The organism is Streptomyces sp. adm13(2018), from assembly GCF_008042145.1.
GTDB lineage: Bacteria > Actinomycetota > Actinomycetes > Streptomycetales > Streptomycetaceae > Streptomyces.
The window spans coordinates 612,397-631,850 of record NZ_RDBH01000141.1; the positions used below are offsets into that span (position 1 = coordinate 612,397).

The window sequence follows — 19,454 nt, forward strand, 5'->3', positions numbered from 1 at the left end:
CCCAACCGCGGGGCGGGCGAACCGTCGAACGGCCGAATCGCCGTACGGCCGAATCGCCGTACGGCCGGACGACCAGCCCGACCGGGGACTCGGACGACCGGACCGGCCGACCAGCCCGATCAGGCAGCCCGGACCGGCCGGACCGGCCGGCCCGATCGGGGACTCAGACGATCGACCCGTCCACGAAGCACCAGCGCCAGTCCTCGCCCGGCTCGAAGGTCCGCATCACCGGGTGGCCCGTCGCGGAGAAGTGCCGCGTCGCGTGCTGCCCGGCCGAGGAGTCGCAGCAGCCGACGTGCCCGCAGGTCAGACAGAGCCGCAGCTGGACCGGGTGCGTACCGTCCGCCAGGCACTCCGGGCAGGTGTCGGCCAGCGGCGCCGGTTCGGGGCGCGGCATTTCGGCAACGTGCGGGCACTCGCTCATGATGGCCAGGTTACGTTGCGGGACGAGACGGGGACGGGCATGGACGCTCTACAGCTGGTGGCACTCGTGGCGGCGAGCGCGGCGGTCGCGGGGCTCGCCCGCCGCACCCCGGTGCCCGCGCCCCTCCTCCTGGTCGCGGTCGGTCTCGCCGCCGCCTACGTGCCCGGCGTGCCGGACTACACCCTCGACCCGCACATCGTGCTGCCGCTGATCCTCCCCCCGCTCCTCTACACGGCGGCCGTCGACTCCTCGTACCTCGACCTGCGCGCCAACATCCGGCCCGTCGCGCTGCTCTCCGTCGGGTACGTCCTCTTCGCGACCGTGGCCGTGGGCTGGCTCGCGTACGTCCTCGTGCCCGATCTGCCGCTCACCGCCGCCCTGGTGCTCGGCGCAGTGGTCGCCCCGCCGGACGCGGTCGCGGCCACCGCCATCGCCCGCAAGCTGGGCCTGCCGAACCGGATCACGACGATCCTCCAGGGCGAGTCCCTGGTGAACGACGCCACCGCCATCACCGCCTACAAGGTCGCCCTCGCGGCGGCGGTCGGCGAGGGGCTGAGCTGGGCCGGCGGGCTCGGGGAGTTCGCGCTCGCCGCCCTCGGCGGCATCGGCGTCGGTCTGCTCCTCATGGTCCCCATCCACTGGCTGCGCCGGGGCCTCGGGGACTCCCTCCTGCAGAACACCCTCTCCCTCCTCATCCCGTTCGTCGCCTACGCGGCGGCCGAGGAGGTGCACGCCTCCGGTGTCCTCGCCGTCGTCGTGGTCGGTCTCTTCCTCGGCCACCGCGCCTGGCAGGTCGACTTCGCGACCCGCCTCCAGGAGGAGGCCGTCTGGAAGATGGTCGCCTTCGTCCTGGAGTCGGCCGTCTTCGCCCTCATCGGCCTCCAGCTGCCGTACGTCGTCCGGGAACTCGGGCCGTACGGGATGGGGGAGGCGACCTGGTACGCGGTCGGGGTCTTCGTCGCCGTGGTGGTGGTCCGGTTCGTCTGGGTCTATCCGGCGACCTTCCTGCCCCGGCTGTCCGCCCGCGTCCGGGAACGCGAACCGGGGGTGGACTGGCGGGCGCCGCTCGTCGTCGGCTGGGCCGGGATGCGCGGCGTGGTCTCGCTCGCCATCGCCTTCTCCATCCCCGTGGCCACCGACGGCGTCGAGTTCCCCGCCCGCAACCTCGTCCTCTTCCTCACCTTCACCACCGTCATCGGCACCCTGGTCGTCCAGGGCCTCACCCTGCCGCCGCTCATCCGCCTCCTGAAGCTCCCCGGGAAGGACCGGTACGCCGAGACGCTGGCCGAGGCGCAGGCCCAGAGCGAGGCCTCGCAGGCCGCGGAGGCGCGTCTCGACGCCCTTCTCGCCGACGAGCGGAACGCCCTGCCGCAGCCCCTCGCCGACCGGCTCCGCACGGTCCTGGAACGGCGGCGCAACGCGGTCTGGGAACGGCTCGGCGCCGTGAACGAGGTCACCGGGGAGACCGCGGACGACACCTACCGACGGCTCTCGCGCGAGATGATCGACGCCGAGCGCGAGGTCTTCGTACAGCTGCGCGACGCCCGGCGGATCGACGACGAGATGATGCGGACGCTGCTCCGCAGGCTCGACCTGGAGGAGGCGGCCGCCTACCGCGAGGAGGCCGCGGACTGAGCCCCGGCGACCCGCTCCGGCGGGTCGGGGGCGCCCGTGACGACCGCCACGAGCCGGCTGCCCGCCGGGAACGCGCCCTCCTCCGCGAGGGTCGTGAGGCCGAGCAGCATTTTGGCCACATACAGTCGCTCGATGGCGAGTTCATGCCGCGCCTCGAAGTCGCGTGCGAAGACGTCCAGGGCCGGGGGCACGCGCGCGTAGCCGCCGCAGTGGAAGCGCTCGTCCAGCGCCCAGTCGCCGCGCGGACCGCCGAACGCCGCCTCCTGGAGGGCGCGCACCTCCCCGCCCAGGAAGCCGCCCCTGAGCACGGGAACGCCCAGCGTCCGGGCCCCGGGGCCGAGACCGGCCGCGAGACCCGCCAGGGTGCCCCCGGTGCCGCAGGCCACGGCGACCACGTCGGCCGCCCCGGCGAGCTCCCGGCCGAGCTCCACGCACCCCTGGACGGCCAGGGCGTTGCTGCCGCCCTCCGGGACCACGTACGCGCCCGCGGGGGCCCGCTCCAGGAGCGTCGCGCGCGTGGCCGGGTCGTTCTTCGCGCGGTACGTGGCCCGGTCGACGAACACGAGCCGCATCCCGTCCGCCGCGCACCGCGCCAGCGAGGGGTTGAGCGGCCGCCCGGCCAGCTCGTCGCCGCGCACGATCCCGACCGTGGGGAAGCCCAGCAGCCGGCCGGCGGCCGCCACCGCGCGCAGGTGGTTGGAGTAGGCACCGCCGAAGGTGAGCACGGGCCGGCCGTCCGCCGCCGCCAGGTTGAGCGCGAGCTTGCGCCACTTGTTGCCCGGCAGGTCGGGGTGGATGAGGTCCTCGCGCTTGAGCGCGAGCGTGAGGCCGCGCCGGGTGAAGCGCTCGTCCTCCACCGGCTCCAGGGGCGAGGGGAGCCGGGGCCGCAGGCGGGAGAGGTCGAACGCGTTCACCGGGCCATTGTCCGCGCCCCGGGCCCTCGTCCGCTGCCCGGGCCTCGGGCCTCGGGCCTCGGGCCTCGGCCCCGCGCCCCATGCCCCATGCCCCGGTGCGCGCGGCCTGGCCGTCAGCGCAGGATGTCGGCCACCCGCTCGCGCATCGAGGCCATCGTGAAGCCGCGCGGGTCCACCTTGCCCGGCTGCCACTCCAGGTGCCCGATGACCGAGCGCTGGTTCCAGCCGTGCACCCGGCACACCGCGGCCGCCGCCTTCGCGATGGCGTCCAGCTGGACCTTCGGCCACGGGTCCACGCCGTCGCCGAGGTTCTCGCACTCGAAGCCGTAGAAGTACCGGTTGCCGTCCGTGGTGGCCTCGTCGTCGCGTGGCAGGCCCTGCTCGGCGATGACCGCCCGGAGCACCTCGTCGTCGCCCAGGCCCGCGTGGTTGGCCCGGCCGTAGCCGACGAGGTGGACAGTGCCGTCCTTGGCGATCACGCCGTGGCAGAGCGGTCCCGGCAGGCCCTCGTAGCCGTTCCGGCAGACCCGGACGGTGTTGGCGGTCCCGCGGGTCACGGTGTGGTGGATCATCACGCCGTGGACGGGGCCCCACGGGCCCTTGTGGTTGCGGTTGTGGGTGGACCAGGCGCCGACCTGGACGACCTTGAGGCCCGCGTCGCGCAGCGCGTCGAGGAATCTGCTCGCGGACATGGGTGAGGACATGACCGACTCCCTTCGGAGGACGGGTGGGGGCTTCCGGAGTACCGGAGTTGGGGGTTCCGGAGACGCCGGAGTACCGGAGTACCGGAGTCCGCGACTCCCCCGCCATCCGTTCGGACCGTGTGCGAGCCGATCCGGACAGTAGCCCGCGGGGCGGGTGGGGCTCCGCTGTTCGGATGGAAATCACGTGACATGCCCCGAAGATCGTCGAACAGTCCCACTCGATTGTGTAATGGCGCGGGCACGCTCCGTGCTGAAAGGCTTCGACTCGTCACTCAGTCATACGAGAGGGAGTTCCATGTCCGTTGGTTCGGTTGGTGACGAGGTCCGCGTCGCGGAGCAGCAGACGCCGCAGCAGAGTCTCGGCACCGCTGCCGCGCGGAACCTCGCCACGACCACCAAGTCGGCGCCGCAGATGCAGGAGATCACCTCACGGTGGCTGCTGCGGGCGCTGCCCTGGGTCCAGGTGCAGGGCGGTACGTACCGGGTGAACCGGAGGCTCAGCTACTCCGTGGGCGACGGGCGGGTCACCTTCGTCCAGACCGGGGAGCGCGTCGCGGTCATCCCCGCCGAACTCGGCGAACTCCCCGCCCTGCGCGGCTACGAGGACGAGGAGGCCCTGGCCGAGCTCGCGTCCCGCTGCCGCCAGCGGGAGTACGCGGCGGGCGAGGTCGTCGCCGTCGCCGGCGAGCCGACCGACCGGGTCCACCTCCTCGCGCACGGCAGGATCGAGCAGATCGGCGAGGGCCCGTACGGCGACGAGGCGGTCCTCGGGGTCCTCGCCGACGGCGCCTACTTCGGCGACCGCGCCCTCGTCGACGCGGACGCCACCTGGGAGTGGTCCGCCCGCGCCGCCACCGCCTGCACGGTCCTGGAGCTGACCCGGGACGACGTGCGGAACCTCGCGGAGCGGGCCGGCTCGCTCGCCGCCCACCTCGCCGAGGTGGCCGCCCTGCCCGACCAGCGGACCAACAAGTACGGCGAGGCCGCGATCGACCTCTCCGCCGGCCACGTCGGCGAGGCCGTCGTCCCCCACACCTACGTCGACTACGACGCCTCGCCCCGCGAGTACGAGCTGAGCGTCGCCCAGACCGTGCTGAAGGTGCACAGCCGCGTCGCCGACCTCTACAACCAGCCGATGAACCAGACCGAGCAGCAGCTGCGGCTGACGGTCGAGGCGCTCCGCGAGCGCCAGGAGCACGAGCTGGTCAACAACAGGGAGTTCGGCCTCCTCGCCAACTGCGACTACGAGCAGCGCCTCCAGCCCCACGACGGCGCCCCCAGCCCCGACGACATGGACGAGCTGCTCTCCCGCCGCCGGGGATCCAAGCTCTTCCTCGCCCACCCGCGCGCCATCGCCGCCTTCGGCCGCGAGCTCAACAAGCGCGGTCTGGTGCCCGAGACCATCGACATCAACGGCAACCGCATCCCGACCTGGCGCGGCGTGCCGATCTACCCGTGCAACAAGATCCCGGTCTCGGACGCCCGGACCACCTCGATCATCTGCATGCGCACCGGCGAGGCCGATCAGGGCGTGATCGGTCTGCACCAGACCGGCATCCCGGACGAGATCGAGCCGAGCCTGTCCGTCCGCTTCATGGGCATCGACGAGCAGGCGATCATCTCCTACCTCGTCACCGCCTACTACTCGGCGGCCGTCCTCGTCCCGGACGCGCTCGGCATCCTGGAGAACGTCGAGGTCAGCCGCTGGCGCTGAGCCGGCGGAGCCCGGGGGCGGGCACCGAACCGTCCCGCCCCCGGACGCTCCCGGCCCGTCGCCGCGCAGCATCGCCACGAAGGATACGAAGGAAGTGACCTTGACCATTGCCGGCGGGGACGCCGTCACCGACGGTCAGGGAGCCGTGCGGCTCCTGGACCGGACGCGGACGGTCGTCCATCCCCAACTGCGCTCGACCGTCGAGACCCTGCCGGGCTCGATGCGGCGGGTCGCGATGTACCACTTCGGCTGGGAGCACGCGGACGGCACCCCGGCCACCGAGCAGCCGGGCAAGGCGATCCGCCCCGCCTTGGTCCTCGCCGCTGCCCGTGCGCTCGGCGCCGACGAGGGCCGGGCGGTGAGGGCCGCGGTGGCGGTGGAGCTCGCGCACAACTTCACCCTGCTCCACGACGACATCGTCGACGAGGACGTGACCCGGCGGCACCGCCCCACCGCCTGGACGGTCTTCGGCATCCCGGACGCGCTGATCGCCGGTGACGCGATGAGCGCGCTGGCCCTGCGGATGCTCGCGGAGGATCCGCACCCCGCCTCGGCGGCCGCGTCCGCCCGGCTCGCCGCCTGCATCATCGAGCTCTGCGCGGGGCAGCAGGCGGACTGCGCCTTCGAGCAGCGGGAACCGCGCGCGGTCTCCCTCGACGAGTGCCTGGCCATGGCCACCGCGAAGACCGGCGCGCTGCTCGGCGCCTCCTGCGCCATCGGCGCGCTCTACGCGGGCGCGGGGGAGGAGGAGGTCGCGGCGATGGACGCGTTCGGCCGGGAGGCCGGCCTCGCATTCCAGCTGATCGACGACCTCATCGGCATCTGGGGCGACCCGGACCGGACGGGCAAGCCCGCCGGGGCCGATCTGGTCGCCCACAAGAAGTCGCTGCCGGTGGTGGCGGCGCTCGCGTCGGGGACGGCGGCGGGCGACGAGCTGGCCGAGCTGTACGCCCGCCCGGTCCTGGACGCCGGGGCGGTGCGGGCGGCGGCGGACGCGGTCGAGCGGGCCGGCGGGCGCGACTGGGCGCAGGACCAGGCGGCCGAGCGGATGGGTCGCGCTGTGGAGCACCTGGCCCGGGCCGTCCCGGACCTGGCGGCGGCGGGGGACATGCTGGCGCTCGCGGAGTTCGTGACGCGGCGCACGCGCTGAGGCCCGGGAGGGGGAAGGGGTACGGGCCGGGTCACATGTCGGGGACGACGCGGGTGACCACGGTCTCGATCAGGTCGTCCAGGTCCCGTTCGCCGTGCAGGCCGGGGACCGTGAAGTGGTCGAACAGCAGCCCCGTGAGGGCGAAGTAGAGCAGCCGGACCGTGTCCGCGTCCCCCGGCATCCCCGAGTCCAGGTGGAGCCGGATGTTGAAGTCCAGATCGGTCCTGAGCACCTTCGTGAGCTGGGTCCGCAGCTCGGGTCGGCGCACGGCTTCCAGGCGCAGCTCGAAGAGGCCGAGGTAGCAGGTGCGTTCGGCGGCGAGCCGCTCGGCCATGCGGCGCATCAGCTCGACGACCAGGGCGCGGCTCGGCGCCGGCCGCAGGGACTCGTCGATGACGCCGGGCTCGGGGGTCAGCCGTTCGAAGATGCGGTCGGCGACCTGGGAGAGCACCTGGTCCCGGTCCCTGAAGTAGTTGGACGAGGTGCCCGTGGGGACTCCCGCCCGGGCGTCGACCGCGCGGAAGGTCAGCCCGCGGGCGCCCTCGTCCGCCAGCACCTGGATGGCGGCGTCGAGCAGCGCCGTGCGTCGTTCGGGGTTCCTCGCCATGCCGGACGCTCCTCCTTCTTCGCGCTCCCTCGTCAAAGAGGCTTGCGCAACCACTACAGGTGAAGCACTATAGCCGTCGTGGTTGCGATCGCAGCCGCGCCCTGACCCGAAGAGGACCGGTTTGCGCAAGCTCACGTACTTCGTCGCCTGCACCATCGACGGCTTCATCGGCGACCCCAAGGGGGACGCCACCTCCATGTACGCGTTCGTGGACGCCGAGTTCCTGGAATTCCTGACCGCCGAGTACCCCGAGACCATCTCGGCGCAGGGCCGCGAGGCCCTCGGGATCGACCGCGAGAATCAGCGGTTCGACACCGTCCTCCAGGGACTGGGGTCGTACCGGCTCGCCCTGGACATCGGCCTCACCAGCCCGTACGGCCACCTGCGGGAGCTCGTCGCCACCCGCTCGCTGGCCGAGTCGCCCGACGCGAACGTCGAGCTGATCGCCGACGACCTCGTCGGCCGGGTCCGCGAGCTCAAGGCCGAGGACGGCCCCCTGGACATCTGGCTCTGCGGCGGCTCCACGATCGCCGGCGCACTCATCGACGAGATTGACGAGCTGGTCATCAAGACCTACCCGCAGGTGTACGGCTCCGGCATGCCGATGTTCGGCGCCGACTTCGAGCCCCGCGACTTCGAGCTGAAGGACCTGCGCGTCTTCGGCAACGGAGCCTTCGTCCGTACGTACGCAAGGAAGCGCTGACCGGCGACGGGCGCGCCCGGGCGAGCCGTCCTCCCCGGGCTCCATGGGTGCCGAGGCGCCGCACACGGCGCCGCCCCGGCGGCGCGGATGCCGCGAGCGCGTACCTGACCGGCAAGACCGGCAACAGCGACAAGATCGGGAGAAGCCGGACCACGGGGTGACCGGACGCGCGCCGGAGCCACTCGTGGGGCTACAGTCCGCGCATGTCATCGGAGTCGACGGAAGTCTGGACCGGCTGGTACCGGGACCGCAGCGGCGCGGAAGCGATCGTCATCACGGCCGACGGGCGGCACGTCGCCACCCGGATCAGGGGGATCGAGTACACGGGCGAGGGCTTCGCCGCGCTCACCGCGACCGCGGAGGGCGGGCAGGCCCTCACCGCCTGCGTCCTGGAATGGGACCTGCCGCTCCCCGTCGTCACCGACGGGGTCGCCCAACAGGCCACGCTCAGCTGCCTGCTGACGCTCGGTGAGCGGGGCGACCTCTGCCTGACCCTGCACTACGGCGGCGCCGCCTTCGAGGCCTGCGTCGCCGGGGGCGACTTCGACGGGGCGCTGGAGCGGGTCAGGCGCCAGCTGCCGCCCGGCTCCGACTTCGGACGCCGACTGCTCCAGCCGGCCTGAGTCCGCCCGCACCGCGGCGAGAACGAGGACGGCGGCGCCCCGGGGAGGGGGCGCCGCCGCTGTCTCGTACTCCGCGAGGTCAGTTCTTGAACGCGGAGGCGAGGCCGTAGCGCCACAACTGGTCCACACGGGACCGCTCCTGGGCGTTCGGCTGGGCGTTCTGGCAGGACGTGCCGGGGCCGCCGCCCGACATCAGCTCGCTGCACGGACCGCTGTAGTGGTCCGGCAGCCCGAGGACGTGCCCCGTCTCGTGGGCGGTCACGCGGGTCGAGTTGTACTGCTGGTTCTGCCGGTAGTCGAGGAAGATGTAGCCGCCGCCGTGGCCGTCGGTGCTCGCGTACGAGCCGCGGGAGTCGTTGCCCTCGTAGTAGCGGAAGTCCGGGTTGCTGCCCTCGACGAGCCGGACGTTCGCCACCGAGCTGTTCCATATCTGGGCCGAGCGGGAGATCTGGGTGCGGAAGCTCGGCGCGTTGGAGGCGCTGTAGACCACGGTGACGGCGGCCGCGCCGGGAGCGGCGGCCCGCTTCTTCGCCACCGACTTCACGACGGCGTCGAAGAAGGCCTGGTTGGCCTTCGCCTCCGCGGCCGAACCGGCGTACGCGACGGCGGCGCCACCGGCGGTGGGGACGCCGGTGGGGGCACTCGCGGCCACGGCCGGAGCCGCGCCGAGCGAGGCGGCGAGGCCGAGGCCGAGTGCGGTGGCCAGGGCAGAGGTGAGGACCTTGGGGTGACGCATGGGGGGCTCCTCCTGTAGGGGATGGAGAGAGTCTCGGGGGWGCCGGGGCGTGTGGGGATGATGCCAACCGGCGATAACATCACCGCATCACCCGGTCGAAACACCCCCAACTACCTTGCAATCAAAGGCGATTGAAGGGTTCCGGGTGTCTGGTGCGAGCCAGGGACCCGCCCTACCCTCGGGGCATGGAGCTGGAGGTGAGACACCTACGCGCGCTCTGCGCCATCGCGGACACGGGCAGCCTGCACAAGGCGGCCCGCCAACTGGGCATGACTCAACCGTCGTTGACCACCCAGCTGCGCCGCATCGAGAACTCCCTGGGCGCCGAGCTCTTCTCCCGCGGCCGCACCGGCTGCCGGCCCACCCCGCTCGGCCGCTCCCTGCTCAGCCGGGCCCGCCCGCTCGTCGCCGACATGGCCGCGCTCGTCACCGAGGCCCGGGCCGCGGCCGCCCGCACCGGCGGTCCCGGGCTCCGCGTCGGCTCCACCGCGAGCCGGGCGCTCCCGGGCTGGCTGCGCCGGCTCCGCCAGCGGCTGCCCGGCACCGACATCGGGCTGCGGATGGACGTCTCCGCGAACGCCCTGCTCCGCGGCGTCGCCGCCGGACAGCTCGACGTGGCCTTCGTGCACGAGGTGGAGGGCTGCCCGTTACGGGTCCCCCAGGGCATCGAGGAACGCGTCCTGCTCGCCCGCGAACCGCAGTTCGTCTCCCTCGCCCGTGACCACCCGGCCGCCGCCCTGCCCGTCGTCGACCTCGCCGACCTCGCCGACGACCACTGGATGGTCGACCCGACCGTGGACGGCGAATGGGACGGCCTCCGCCGGGTCCTGCACGCCGCCGGCATCGACCCGCCGCTGCTGCACGGCGACTACCACACGGCCGCCTCCCTCATCGCCCTCGGCGAGGCCGTCGCCCCCTGCCAGCCGACCTCGGTCCCGCGCGAGGACATGGCCGTACGCCCGCTGCGCGGCGACCCGCTGGCCGTCCGGCTGCTGCTCTACGCCCGCCCCGGGGCGCCCCTCGACACGCTGTACGCCGAACTCGCGGCGGCCTACCGGGAGGTGGCGCTGCGGGCGGCCCCGTACCGCGAGTGGCTGCGCCGCCAGGGGACGGCCGCCACCCTGCCGCTGGCGCCGTGCATGATGACGGCATGAGCGAACACCCCGCACCGGCCCTGGTCCGGCACGCCCGCCCCGAGGACCTGCCGCGGGTTGTGGCACTCATCGCCGAGCACGCGGCGTACGAGAAGGCGGAACCCCCGGCCCCCGGCCTGGAGGACCGCCTCGCCGCCCTCCTCTTCGGCCCCGCACCGACCCGCCTGCGCTGCCTGGTCGCGCTCCTCCCCGACGGCACCCTCGCGGGCTACGCGAGCTGCGCCCCCGAGGTCTCCACCTGGGACGGCACGGAGTACCTCCACATGGACTGCCTCTACCTCACGGCCTCCAGTCGCGGCCACGGCCTGGGCCCCCTCCTGATGACCGCGGTCCGCACCGAGGCGGCGAGCCTCGGCCTGACGGAGATCCAGTGGCAGACCCCGAGCTGGAACGAGGGAGCGATCCGCTTCTACGACCGACTGGGCGCGACGGCGAAGGAGAAACTCCGCTACAGCCTCCGGACGGAGGGGTAGCGACGGGCCGGCCCCTTCCCCGCGTCCTACTCCGCCACGTCCTGCGGGTACCAGCGCAGCTCGAGGGTGTTCCCGTCCGGGCCCCTGACGTAGACCGACCGCGCGGAACCACGGGCACCCCAGCGGGGGACCGGCCCCCCTCGATGACGTGGCAGGTCCTGGAGCCGACGACCTCCTGCCAGTCCAGGGGCCCACGACGCGGCATGACGCACACGCGAAGGGGCACGACCGCCAGGCGGTCGTGCCCCTTCGTACGGGAACGAGAAGGTCAGGCCTTCTTCGTCTCCCAGAAGATGCGGTCGATCTCGGCGATGAGCTCCAGCGCCTTCTCGCCCGTCTTCGGGTCCGTCGACGCCTTGGCGGCCGAGAGGGCCTTCAGGGTGTCGTTGACCAGCTGGTTGAGCTCGGGGTACTTCTCGAAGTGCGGGGCCTTGAAGTAGTCGCTCCAGAGCACCGACACGTGGTGCTTGGCGAGCTCCGCGCGCTGCTCCTTGATGACCGTGGCGCGGGCGCGGAAGTGCGCGTCCTCGTTCGCCTGGTACTTCTCCTGGACAGCCTTGACCGACTCGGCCTCGATGCGGGCCTGGGCCGGGTCGTACACGCCGCACGGGAGGTCGCAGTGGGCGCTGACCTTCACCTTGGGGGCAAACAGGCGGGAGAGCATTGTGCCGTCCTTCCTCGTGATCGTCTTCTCAGGTGGGACATTACTCGGTGAGAAGGGCGATTTCGCGGGCGCCCCCTGGGGCTTAGGTCAAAAGTCCAGGGTCACCATGGGACTCGTGTACGAGTGAACGAGCGGATGTGCGGGTGGAGGCGCGGGTGGACCGGCGGGCGGAGCGAGGGGTGCCGATGAGGGAACCGGGGCGCGAGGGGACGGCGGAGGCCGGGCCTCCGTTCGGGCTCGCCGAGGTGACGGGGGTGTCGATGGTGCCCACGCTGCTCCACGGGGACCAGCTGCTCGTGCACTACGGCGGCCGCCTGCGGCCGGGGTGCGTGGCCGTGGTGCGCCATCCGCTCCAGCAGGATCTGCTCATCGTGAAGCGGCTGGTCGAGCGACGGGACGGGGGCTGGTGGGTGCTCGGCGACAATCCGGACGCCGAGGGGGACAGCCGGGTCTTCGGCGCCGTGCCGCCCGAGCTGGTGCTCGGGCGGGTGCGGGCGCGCTACCGGCCGCCGACCCCGGGGCGTCAGCGTTCGCCGGGGGCGACGCTCTCGTGGCTGTTCTCGGCGCTGAGGCCGGTGTGGCCCGTCCGGTCGGCCTCCAGGCGCTTGCGGGCCCGGTAGGCGGCCACGTTGGCGCGGGTCGCGCAGCGGTCCGAGCAGTAGCGGCGGGAGCGGTTGGTGGAGGTGTCCAGGTAGGCGTTGCGGCAGGGCGGCGCCTGGCAGAGGCCGAGCCGGTCGGCGCCGAACTCGGTCAGGTGGAAGGCCAGCCCCATCGCGCAGATCGCCGCGTACCCCGTGGTCGCGTTCGAGGAGTGGTCGGCGAGGTGCATGTGCCACCGGGGGCGGCCGTTCTCGTCGAGGATGTCGTGGCCGGAGATCTGCGGGCTGACCGGGAACTCCAGGAGCAGCGAGTTCAGGAGGTCGACGGCGCCCGTGTGGTCGCCCTCGTCGGCCAGGGTGAAGACGGCCCGCAGCCGGGTCCGTACCGCGCGGAAGCGGGGCAGGTCCGCCTCCGTGACCCGCCGGGCCATCTGGGAGGCCTCGCCGAAGAGCTCCCGGAGCACCTCGACGGAGGTGAGGGAGTCCTTGCCGCGAGACGGCTCCTCGGTGTTGACCAGACGTACGGCGAAATCCGAGTAATGGGCCAGTTCCACTTGTAGTCCTTACTGCGGCGGGCTAGTGTCTCGGTCGGAAGGGGTAATAACTGTCTACCCTTAGAGGGTATTACAAAGAGGGGCAGGGGCGGCGATGACCGGAACCGACTGGGCGGCCTGGCAGCAGAGCTGGGACCGTCAGCAGGAGTGGTACATGCCCGATCGCGAGGAGCGCTTCCGGGTGATGCTCGACATGGTCGAGGCCTTGGTGGGGCCGAAGCCCCGCGTCCTCGACCTCGCGTGCGGTACGGGAAGTATCACGGATCGGCTCCTCAAGAGGTTCCCGGAGGCGACGAGTACCGGGGTGGATCTCGACCCGGCCCTCCTCGCGATCGCCGAGGGCCACTTCGCCGGCGACGCCCGCGTCACCTTCGTGACCGCCGACCTCAAGGACCCCGACTGGGCCGCCGGGCTGCCCCACGACTCGTACGACGCCGTCCTCACCGCGACCGCGCTCCACTGGCTGCACAGCGAGCCCCTGACGGCCCTCTACGGGCAGCTCGCCGGCCTCGTCCGGGACGACGGCGTCTTCATGAACGCCGACCACATGATCGACACGACCACCCCGCGGATCAACGCCGCCGAGCGCGCCCGGCGCCACGCGGTCATGGACCGCGCGAAGGCCGACGGCGCCCTGGACTGGGCCGAGTGGTGGGCCCTCGCCGCGAAGGACCCCGCCCTCGCCGAGCCGACCGCGCGCCGCTTCGAGATCTACGGCGAGCACGCCGACGGCGACATGCCCTCCCCGCGCTGGCACGCCGACACCCTGGTCGCCGCCGGGTTCGGCGAGGCCAGGGCCGTCTGGGCGTCGCCCTCCGACACCCTGCTGCTCGCCGTGAAGTAGGGAAGCAGCCCGCACGCACGCGCGGAGGGGCGGTACGGGTCCTCCCGTACCGCCCCTCCGCGGGTCACCGGCTCCTACAGCACCTTCGACAGGAACGCCTTCGTCCGGTCGTGCTGCGGGTTGCCCAGGACGTCGCGCGGGTTGCCCGCCTCGACGACCACGCCGCCGTCCATGAAGACGAGGGAGTCGCCGACCTCGCGGGCGAAGCCCATCTCGTGCGTGACGACGATCATCGTCATGCCCGACTCGGCCAGGTCCCGCATGACGTCGAGGACGTCACCCACGAGCTCCGGGTCGAGTGCCGAGGTGGGCTCGTCGAAGAGCATCAGCTTCGGCTCCATCGCCAGCGCGCGGGCGATGGCGACACGCTGCTGCTGGCCGCCGGAGAGCTGCGAGGGATAGTTCCCCATCTTGTCCCGCAGGCCCACGCGGTCGAGCAGGCGCTCGGCACGCTCGCGTGCCACCGCCTTCGACTCGCCCTTCACCTGGATCGGGGCCTCCATGACATTGGCCAGGGCCGTCATGTGGGGGAAGAGGTTGAAGCGCTGGAAGACCATGCCGATGTCCCGGCGCTGGACCGCGACCTCGCTGTCCTTCAGCTCGTACAGCCTGCCGTTCTTCTCCTTGTAGCCGACCAGCCGGCCGTCCACCGAGAGCCGGCCGCCGTCGACCCGCTCCAGGTGGTTGATGCACCGCAGGAAGGTCGACTTGCCGGAGCCGGAGGGGCCGACCAGGCAGAAGACCTCTCCGTTCCGGACCTCCAGGTCGATGCCCCGGAGGATGTGGGCCGCGCCGTAGGACTTGTGGACGCCTTCGGCCTTGACCATGGGCTCGCCGGTCATCCGGACACCGCCGATCGCTTGAAGGTGGTCAGGTTCGCGCGGATCCGCTGCCAGGGGGTGGGCGGCAGGCTACGCGTCGAACCGCGGGCGAAACGGCGCTCCAGGTAGTACTGGCCGACGCTGAACACACTGGTCAGCGCGAGGTACCAGATGGAGGCGACGAAGAGCATCTCCATCACGGCGCCGGCCGTGCTTCCGATGTTCGACGAGGCCCGCAGGAGTTCTGTGTACTGCACGGCCGAGACCAGGGACGAGGTCTTCAACATGTTGATGAACTCGTTGCCCGTCGGCGGCACGATGACCCGCATGGCCTGCGGCAGCACGACCCGGCCCATGGTCTTGGTCTGGGACATGCCGAGCGCGTGCGCGGCCTCGGTCTGGCCCTCGTCGACGGACTGGATGCCCGCCCGGACGATCTCCGCCATGTAGGCGCCCTCGTTGAGGCCGAGACCCAGCAGCGCGACCATGAACGGCGTCATGACGTCGACGGTCTCGTTCTTGTAGATCGGCCCGAGGTTGATGTACTCGAAGATCAGCGAGAGGTTGAACCAGACCAGCAGCTGCACGTACACCGGGGTGCCGCGGAAGAACCAGATGTAGAGCCAGGCGACGGCTCCGGTCACGGGGTTCCTGGACAGCCGCATCACCGCGAAGAGGACGCCGAGGACGAGGCCCAGGGCCATCGAGGCGATGCTGATGATGACCGTGTTCGCCAGGCCGTCGAGGATCGACGGGTCGAACAGCTTGTCCCACACCGTGTCCCAGATGATGTTGCCCTGGGAGAAGGCGTAGACGAGCCATCCGAGCAGGACGACGACCACGACGGCGCTGACCCAGCGCCCGTAGTGCCGTACGGGGATGGCCTTGATCGCCTCGTACGGGGAACCCGAGGCGCCGGGCCCGGCCGGAGCGGCGGCCGGGTCCTTGGAGATCTTGTCAGTCATGACGACTGCCCTTCAGTGGAGCGGGGAGGTCACTTGCCGGTGATGACGGGAGGGGTCACTGACCGGCGTTGACGGTGGCCGCCTTGACGGCGCTGTCCGAGACGTCCCACTTCTTCAGGGCATCGGCGTAGGTGCCGTCCTTGATGATCGCGTCGAGCGCTTCCTTGATGGCGTCGCGCAGCTGCGTGTTGTCCTTCGAGACGCCGATGCCGAAGAGGCCGACGTCGCTCTGGTTGCCGACGACCTCGAAGTCGTTGCCGCCGCCCGAGGTCTTCGCGATGTACGCGGCCACCGGGTAGTCGTTGAGGTCGGCCACGGCGCCGCCGGCCTTGACGCGGGTCTGCGCCTCGGCGTCGGTGTCGAACGCCTGGATCGTCAGCTTCTTGTCGCCGCACTTCGTGGCCTGGGCCTTGAAGGTGTCCTCGTAGATCGTGCCGCGCTGGACGGCCACGGTCTTGCCGCAGAGGTCGTCGAGCGAGTTGACGCCCTGCGGGTTGCCCTTCTTGACCAGGAGGGAGACACCGGAGCTGAAGTAGTCGACGAAGTCGATGCCCTTGCCGATCTTCTTCCCGTTGTCGTCCAGGCCCTCCTGGCGCTTCTTGTTGTCCGTCATCGAGGACATGATCACGTCCTGGCGACCGGTGTAGATCGAGGTGATCAGACCGTCGAAGGTGCCCGAGGTGAACTGGAACTCGACGCCGAGCTGCTTGCCCAGGGCCGCGGCGATGTCGGGGTCGACACCGACGATCTTGCCGCCCTCGGTGAACTCCATCGGGGCGTACGAGGCGTCGGTGCCGACCTTGATGACACCGGCCTTCTGGATGTCGGCGGGCAGCTTGGAGAAGAGCGGGGCGGCGTTGGCGGAGCCGCCGTCCTTCGTCGGGGTGGTGGAGGAGCCGCCCTCGGTCTGGTCGCCACAGGCGGTCAGCAGCACGGAGCCGACGACCGCGGCAGCGGCGACCGCGGCAAGACGGGAGGTGCGGGTCTTGGCGGTCGTACAGCGCGTGGAGCGTGCGGTCATGATCGGGTTCCTCCGGCGTGTGAGGGAGCTGCCAGGTGGGTCACGTACACGTCTTCGAGTGTCGTGACCTCGTGTGATTACGGCATCTTGCCATTCGGACCGCCTCAAACCGACGGCCATGGATGTCAAAATCGGATAACGGGTGACCCCCGAATGCCAACAGGCCGGTACATCAGGGCCGGATCTTCTGCTGGATCCCTTCCACGCCGCCGAAGAATTTCCTGTTGATCTCGCCATTCGGACGACGCGAAGGCCGCCAATCGGGTGCTTGAAGCACCTATATGGACATCGCGTGACGTGTCGTCCTCCGTGCGTGTCCGGCTGCACTCGGTATGAGTCGCGTCACCGAGCGGTTATGGACTCGTCTGCGGTGCCGTCCGTCCGGTAAGAAGGATCCTTACACCCCTCATCCGGGGCTCAGGGCGCGTTGTGCGGCGCGCCCGCGCGGCTGCCAGACACGGCGGCCGCGGGACCCGCCCACCGCTCCACACCAGGAGCGGCCAACCCTCAATTGCAGCAGACTTAAGGGGTCAACCCAATGGCAGCGGAGATCGTCAATCCTCGCAGTGACAGTGGTACGGAAGGAGCTCCGGACGAGCCCTTCGATCCTGTCTTCGCCCTCCACCGGGGCGGCAAGATGGCCATCCAGGCCACCGTCCCCGTCCGCAACAAGGACGACCTGTCCCTCGCGTACACGCCCGGCGTCGCCAAGGTGTGCACCGCGATCGCCGAGAAGCCCGAGCTGGTCAACGACTACACCTGGAAGTCCCAGGTCGTCGCGGTCGTGACCGACGGCACCGCGGTGCTCGGCCTCGGTGACATCGGCCCGGAGGCCTCCCTCCCGGTCATGGAGGGGAAGGCCATCCTCTTCAAGCAGTTCGGCGGCGTGGACGCGGTCCCGATCGCCCTCGCCACCACCGACACCGACGAGATCGTCGAGACCGTCGTCCGGCTCGCCCCGTCCTTCGGCGGCGTGAACCTGGAGGACATCTCGGCGCCGCGGTGCTTCGAGATCGAGCGCAAGCTGCAGGAACGCCTCGACATTCCGGTCTTCCACGACGACCAGCACGGCACCGCCATCGTCACCCTCGCGGCCCTGCGCAACGCGGCGATGCTGAGCGGCCGGAGCCTCGGTGAGCTGCGCGGTGTCATCTCCGGCGCCGGCGCGGCCGGTGTGGCCATCGCCAAGTTCCTCCTGGAGGCCGGTCTCGGCGACGTCGCCGTCGCCGACCGCAAGGGCATCGTCAGCCGCGACCGCGACGACCTCACGGACGTCAAGCGCGAGCTCGCCGAGCTCACCAACAAGGCGGGCCTCAGCGGCACCCTGGAGAGCGCGCTGGCCGGCGCGGACGTCTTCATCGGCGTCTCCGGCGGCACGGTCCCCGAGGAGGCCGTCGCCTCCATGGCCCCGAACGCCTTCGTGTTCGCCATGGCCAACCCGAACCCCGAGGTCCACCCCGACGTCGCGCACAAGTACGCGGCCGTCGTGGCGACCGGCCGTTCGGACTACCCGAACCAGATCAACAACGTCCTCGCGTTCCCCGGCATCTTCGCCGGCGCGCTCCAGGTCCGGGCCTCCCGGATCACAGAGGGTATGAAGATCGCCGCGGCCAACGCCATCGCGGACGTCGTCGGCGACCAGCTCGCCGCCGACTACGTGATCCCGTCGCCGTTCGACGAGCGGGTCGCCCCGGCCGTCGCGGCCGCGGTCGCCGCCACCGCCCGCGCGGAGGGCGTCGCGCGCCGCTGACGCGGCGCCACCCCGTGAGGGCCCCGTCCTGGTTCCAGGGCGGGGCTCTTTCGTACGAGGAGGCCGGGCGCGGTCGCGGTCGATTCGGGCAGCGTAGGCAGCGAACATGGCCCCGACCCTAGGCGGCCGCGGGCCGTCCGGCAGGTTCCGGGGCGGTCGGGGGAGGGACATGCGTCACATGGGCGTGTGGTTCCGCGCCCGGCCCGCGGCCGCCTAGGGTCGGGGCCATGTTCGCTGCCTACGCTGCCCGAATCGACCGCGACCAGCCCCTGAACGGCCTCGAATTGGGCGAACGCCCCGAGCCCGAGGTGCGGCCCGGGTGGACCACCGTCACCGTCAAGGCCGCCTCGCTCAACCACCACGACCTGTGGTCGCTGCGCGGGGTCGGGCTGCCCGAGGAGAAGCTGCCGATGATCCTCGGCTGCGACGCCGCCGGGATCGACGAGGACGGCAACGAGGTCGTCCTGCACTCCGTCATCGGCCAGAGCGGCCACGGCGTCGGCCCGGACGAGCCCCGGTCCATCCTCACCGAGCGCTACCAGGGCACCTTCGCCGAGCGGGTGACCGTACCCCGCTGGAACGTGCTGCCCAAGCCCAGGGAGCTCTCCTTCGAGGAGGCCGCCTGCCTGCCGACCGCCTGGCTGACCGCGTACCGCATGCTCTTCACCAACGCCGGTGTACGGCCCGGGGACTCGGTGCTCGTACAGGGTGCGGGCGGCGGTGTCGCCACCGCGGCGATCGCCCTCGGCAAGGCCGCCGGCCTGCGGGTCTTCGCGACCAGCCGGGACGAGGAGAAGCGCGAGCGGGCCGTCGAGCTCGGCGCCGTCGAGGCCTTCGAGCCGGGCGCGCGGCTGCCGCAGCGGGTGGACGCGGTCATCGAGACCGTCGGCGCCGCGACCTGGTCCCACTCGGTCAAGTCGCTGCGGCCCGGCGGCACGCTCGTCATCTCGGGCGCCACCAGCGGCGATCGGCCGGCGCACGCCGAGCTGACCCGGATCTTCTTCCTCGAACTCAAGGTGGTCGGCTCCACCATGGGCTCCAAGGACGAGCTGGAGGACCTGCTGTCCTTCTGCGCGGCCACGGGCGTCCGGCCGGTCGTCGACGAGGTGCTGCCGCTGGACCGGGCGCGCGAGGGCTTCGAGCGGATCGCCGCCGGCGACCTCTTCGGGAAGATCGTCCTGACGACCTCGTGACGACCCCTTGATGACCCGTCAGTGGGCCTGATGGTATGTCCGGCACGTGAAACGTGAACAACGCTCACTTCCTCGTGCCGGAGGTCCACCGTGTCGCGAACCACCCCCGCCTGGCGCACCGCCCTCGCCGGCGTCGCCCTCGCCACCGCGCTGATCACCCCCGCGGTCCCCGCCGCCGCGGCCCCCGGGGCGGCGGGGACCGCGGG

The 19,454-nt window shown here is 71.7% G+C and carries 21 protein-coding genes and 1 pseudogene; 11 read left to right on the top strand and 11 right to left on the bottom strand.

The genetic code is table 11. The features are described 5' to 3' along the window. Positions 1–163 precede the first annotated feature (163 nt). Positions 164–424 carry a UBP-type zinc finger domain-containing protein gene (locus EAO70_RS30930; protein WP_148006125.1) on the bottom strand — a complete coding sequence of 87 codons (261 nt, stop codon included), beginning with the start codon at positions 422–424 and terminating at the stop codon, positions 164–166. Positions 425–463: 39 nt separating this feature from the next. Here EAO70_RS30930 and EAO70_RS30935 point away from each other — a divergent pair, with 39 nt between their 5' ends. Further along, on the top strand, positions 464–2,059 hold the full coding sequence (locus EAO70_RS30935; protein WP_148006126.1) for a Na+/H+ antiporter: 1,596 nt from the start codon (positions 464–466) through the stop codon (positions 2,057–2,059). Here EAO70_RS30935 and EAO70_RS30940 read toward each other — a convergent pair. Next, the gene (locus tag EAO70_RS30940) at positions 2,035–2,973 is read right to left on the bottom strand and encodes a 1-aminocyclopropane-1-carboxylate deaminase/D-cysteine desulfhydrase (protein WP_148006127.1); all 939 of its coding nucleotides are present in this window, start codon (positions 2,971–2,973) and stop codon (positions 2,035–2,037) included. The genes EAO70_RS30935 and EAO70_RS30940 overlap by 25 nt on opposite strands. 113 nt (positions 2,974–3,086) lie before the next feature. Beyond that, on the bottom strand, positions 3,087–3,677 hold the full coding sequence (locus tag EAO70_RS30945; RefSeq protein ID WP_187284106.1) for an N-acetylmuramoyl-L-alanine amidase: 591 nt from the start codon (positions 3,675–3,677) through the stop codon (positions 3,087–3,089). A gap of 295 nt (positions 3,678–3,972) precedes the next feature. Between EAO70_RS30945 and EAO70_RS30950 the strand changes: the two genes are divergently transcribed. After that, the gene (locus tag EAO70_RS30950) at positions 3,973–5,391 is read left to right on the top strand and encodes a family 2B encapsulin nanocompartment shell protein (RefSeq protein ID WP_148006128.1); all 1,419 of its coding nucleotides are present in this window, start codon (positions 3,973–3,975) and stop codon (positions 5,389–5,391) included. A gap of 100 nt (positions 5,392–5,491) precedes the next feature. Beyond that, positions 5,492–6,541 (top strand): family 2 encapsulin nanocompartment cargo protein polyprenyl transferase, encoded by a 1,050-nt coding sequence (locus EAO70_RS30955; RefSeq protein WP_410091588.1) that lies wholly within the window; start codon positions 5,492–5,494, stop codon positions 6,539–6,541. Between the two features lie 31 nt (positions 6,542–6,572). Here EAO70_RS30955 and EAO70_RS30960 read toward each other — a convergent pair whose 3' ends face one another. After that, entirely contained in the window at positions 6,573–7,148 is a 576-nt protein-coding gene (locus EAO70_RS30960; protein WP_148006130.1) for a TetR/AcrR family transcriptional regulator, read from the bottom strand. Between the two features lie 121 nt (positions 7,149–7,269). Here EAO70_RS30960 and EAO70_RS30965 point away from each other — a divergent pair, with 121 nt between their 5' ends. Both EAO70_RS30965 and EAO70_RS30970 read left to right on the top strand, forming a co-directional pair. Then, complete coding sequence (locus EAO70_RS30965) at positions 7,270–7,851, top strand: dihydrofolate reductase family protein (RefSeq protein ID WP_148006131.1); 582 nt, start codon at positions 7,270–7,272, stop codon at positions 7,849–7,851. Between the two features lie 203 nt (positions 7,852–8,054). Then, entirely contained in the window at positions 8,055–8,474 is a 420-nt protein-coding gene (locus EAO70_RS30970; protein WP_148006132.1) for a DUF6304 family protein, read from the top strand. Positions 8,475–8,553: 79 nt separating this feature from the next. On the opposite strand, the gene snpA is transcribed toward EAO70_RS30970, so the two are convergent. Then, the gene (gene snpA / locus EAO70_RS30975; protein ID WP_148006133.1) at positions 8,554–9,210 is read right to left on the bottom strand and encodes a snapalysin; all 657 of its coding nucleotides are present in this window, start codon (positions 9,208–9,210) and stop codon (positions 8,554–8,556) included. A gap of 185 nt (positions 9,211–9,395) precedes the next feature. Here snpA and EAO70_RS30980 point away from each other — a divergent pair, with 185 nt between their 5' ends. Next, complete coding sequence (locus EAO70_RS30980) at positions 9,396–10,364, top strand: LysR family transcriptional regulator (protein WP_187284107.1); 969 nt, start codon at positions 9,396–9,398, stop codon at positions 10,362–10,364. Continuing rightward, complete coding sequence (locus EAO70_RS30985; RefSeq protein ID WP_148006134.1) at positions 10,361–10,837, top strand: GNAT family N-acetyltransferase; 477 nt, start codon at positions 10,361–10,363, stop codon at positions 10,835–10,837. Before EAO70_RS30980 ends, EAO70_RS30985 begins: the two co-directional genes overlap by 4 nt. A 26-nt stretch (positions 10,838–10,863) precedes the next feature. Here EAO70_RS30985 and EAO70_RS39685 read toward each other — a convergent pair. Then, positions 10,864–11,027: pseudogene (locus tag EAO70_RS39685) on the bottom strand (VOC family virulence protein); the annotation flags it as partial. A gap of 78 nt (positions 11,028–11,105) precedes the next feature. Then, a complete protein-coding gene (gene sodN / locus EAO70_RS30995) occupies positions 11,106–11,501 on the bottom strand; it encodes a superoxide dismutase, Ni (RefSeq protein ID WP_030320908.1) in 396 nt (131 codons plus the stop codon). Positions 11,502–11,656: 155 nt separating this feature from the next. Here sodN and sodX point away from each other — a divergent pair, with 155 nt between their 5' ends. Next, positions 11,657–12,121, top strand: a complete 465-nt coding sequence (gene sodX, locus EAO70_RS31005; protein ID WP_261993126.1) for a nickel-type superoxide dismutase maturation protease — start codon at positions 11,657–11,659, stop codon at positions 12,119–12,121. Here the strand turns inward: sodX and EAO70_RS31010 are convergent. Next, on the bottom strand, positions 12,025–12,654 hold the full coding sequence (locus EAO70_RS31010) for a CGNR zinc finger domain-containing protein (protein ID WP_148006136.1): 630 nt from the start codon (positions 12,652–12,654) through the stop codon (positions 12,025–12,027). The two genes, sodX and EAO70_RS31010, sit on opposite strands and share 97 nt — an antisense overlap. Positions 12,655–12,748: 94 nt before the next feature. Between EAO70_RS31010 and EAO70_RS31015 the strand changes: the two genes are divergently transcribed. Continuing rightward, entirely contained in the window at positions 12,749–13,498 is a 750-nt protein-coding gene (locus EAO70_RS31015) for a class I SAM-dependent methyltransferase (RefSeq protein ID WP_148006137.1), read from the top strand. Between the two features lie 74 nt (positions 13,499–13,572). Here EAO70_RS31015 and EAO70_RS31020 read toward each other — a convergent pair whose 3' ends face one another. The 3 genes from EAO70_RS31020 to EAO70_RS31030 are packed head-to-tail and all read right to left on the bottom strand — an operon-like array spanning position 13,573 to position 16,305. Next, positions 13,573–14,340, bottom strand: coding sequence for an amino acid ABC transporter ATP-binding protein (locus EAO70_RS31020; RefSeq protein ID WP_148006138.1), 768 nt, complete (start codon positions 14,338–14,340; stop codon positions 13,573–13,575). After that, a complete protein-coding gene (locus EAO70_RS31025) occupies positions 14,337–15,284 on the bottom strand; it encodes an amino acid ABC transporter permease (protein WP_148006139.1) in 948 nt (315 codons plus the stop codon). Before EAO70_RS31025 ends, EAO70_RS31020 begins: the two co-directional genes overlap by 4 nt. Before the next feature lie 55 nt (positions 15,285–15,339). After that, complete coding sequence (locus EAO70_RS31030; protein WP_148006140.1) at positions 15,340–16,305, bottom strand: ABC transporter substrate-binding protein; 966 nt, start codon at positions 16,303–16,305, stop codon at positions 15,340–15,342. A 538-nt stretch (positions 16,306–16,843) separates the two neighbouring features. On the opposite strand from EAO70_RS31030, the gene EAO70_RS31035 reads away from it, so the two are divergent. Then, entirely contained in the window at positions 16,844–18,055 is a 1,212-nt protein-coding gene (locus EAO70_RS31035; RefSeq protein WP_148006141.1) for an NADP-dependent malic enzyme, read from the top strand. Positions 18,056–18,282: 227 nt separating this feature from the next. After that, positions 18,283–19,248 carry a zinc-binding dehydrogenase gene (locus tag EAO70_RS31040; RefSeq protein ID WP_148006142.1) on the top strand — a complete coding sequence of 322 codons (966 nt, stop codon included), beginning with the start codon at positions 18,283–18,285 and terminating at the stop codon, positions 19,246–19,248. Positions 19,249–19,454: the final 206 nt, after the last annotated feature.

What these genes read in the sequence shown, in the direction of transcription:
- EAO70_RS30930 (WP_148006125.1), bottom strand. Translation starts at nt 424, where the DNA reads ATGAGCGAGTGCCCGCACGTTGCCGAAATGCCGCGCCCCGAACCGGCG.
- EAO70_RS30935 (WP_148006126.1), top strand. Translation starts at nt 464, where the DNA reads ATGGACGCTCTACAGCTGGTGGCACTCGTGGCGGCGAGCGCGGCGGTC.
- EAO70_RS30945 (WP_187284106.1), bottom strand. Translation starts at nt 3,677, where the DNA reads ATGTCCTCACCCATGTCCGCGAGCAGATTCCTCGACGCGCTGCGCGAC.
- EAO70_RS30950 (WP_148006128.1), top strand. Translation starts at nt 3,973, where the DNA reads ATGTCCGTTGGTTCGGTTGGTGACGAGGTCCGCGTCGCGGAGCAGCAG.
- EAO70_RS30960 (WP_148006130.1), bottom strand. Translation starts at nt 7,148, where the DNA reads ATGGCGAGGAACCCCGAACGACGCACGGCGCTGCTCGACGCCGCCATC.
- EAO70_RS30970 (WP_148006132.1), top strand. Translation starts at nt 8,055, where the DNA reads ATGTCATCGGAGTCGACGGAAGTCTGGACCGGCTGGTACCGGGACCGC.
- snpA (WP_148006133.1), bottom strand. Translation starts at nt 9,210, where the DNA reads ATGCGTCACCCCAAGGTCCTCACCTCTGCCCTGGCCACCGCACTCGGC.
- EAO70_RS30980 (WP_187284107.1), top strand. Translation starts at nt 9,396, where the DNA reads ATGGAGCTGGAGGTGAGACACCTACGCGCGCTCTGCGCCATCGCGGAC.
- EAO70_RS30985 (WP_148006134.1), top strand. Translation starts at nt 10,361, where the DNA reads ATGAGCGAACACCCCGCACCGGCCCTGGTCCGGCACGCCCGCCCCGAG.
- sodN (WP_030320908.1), bottom strand. Translation starts at nt 11,501, where the DNA reads ATGCTCTCCCGCCTGTTTGCCCCCAAGGTGAAGGTCAGCGCCCACTGC.
- EAO70_RS31015 (WP_148006137.1), top strand. Translation starts at nt 12,749, where the DNA reads ATGACCGGAACCGACTGGGCGGCCTGGCAGCAGAGCTGGGACCGTCAG.
- EAO70_RS31020 (WP_148006138.1), bottom strand. Translation starts at nt 14,340, where the DNA reads ATGACCGGCGAGCCCATGGTCAAGGCCGAAGGCGTCCACAAGTCCTAC.
- EAO70_RS31025 (WP_148006139.1), bottom strand. Translation starts at nt 15,284, where the DNA reads ATGACTGACAAGATCTCCAAGGACCCGGCCGCCGCTCCGGCCGGGCCC.
- EAO70_RS31030 (WP_148006140.1), bottom strand. Translation starts at nt 16,305, where the DNA reads ATGACCGCACGCTCCACGCGCTGTACGACCGCCAAGACCCGCACCTCC.
- EAO70_RS31035 (WP_148006141.1), top strand. Translation starts at nt 16,844, where the DNA reads ATGGCAGCGGAGATCGTCAATCCTCGCAGTGACAGTGGTACGGAAGGA.
- EAO70_RS31040 (WP_148006142.1), top strand. Translation starts at nt 18,283, where the DNA reads ATGTTCGCTGCCTACGCTGCCCGAATCGACCGCGACCAGCCCCTGAAC.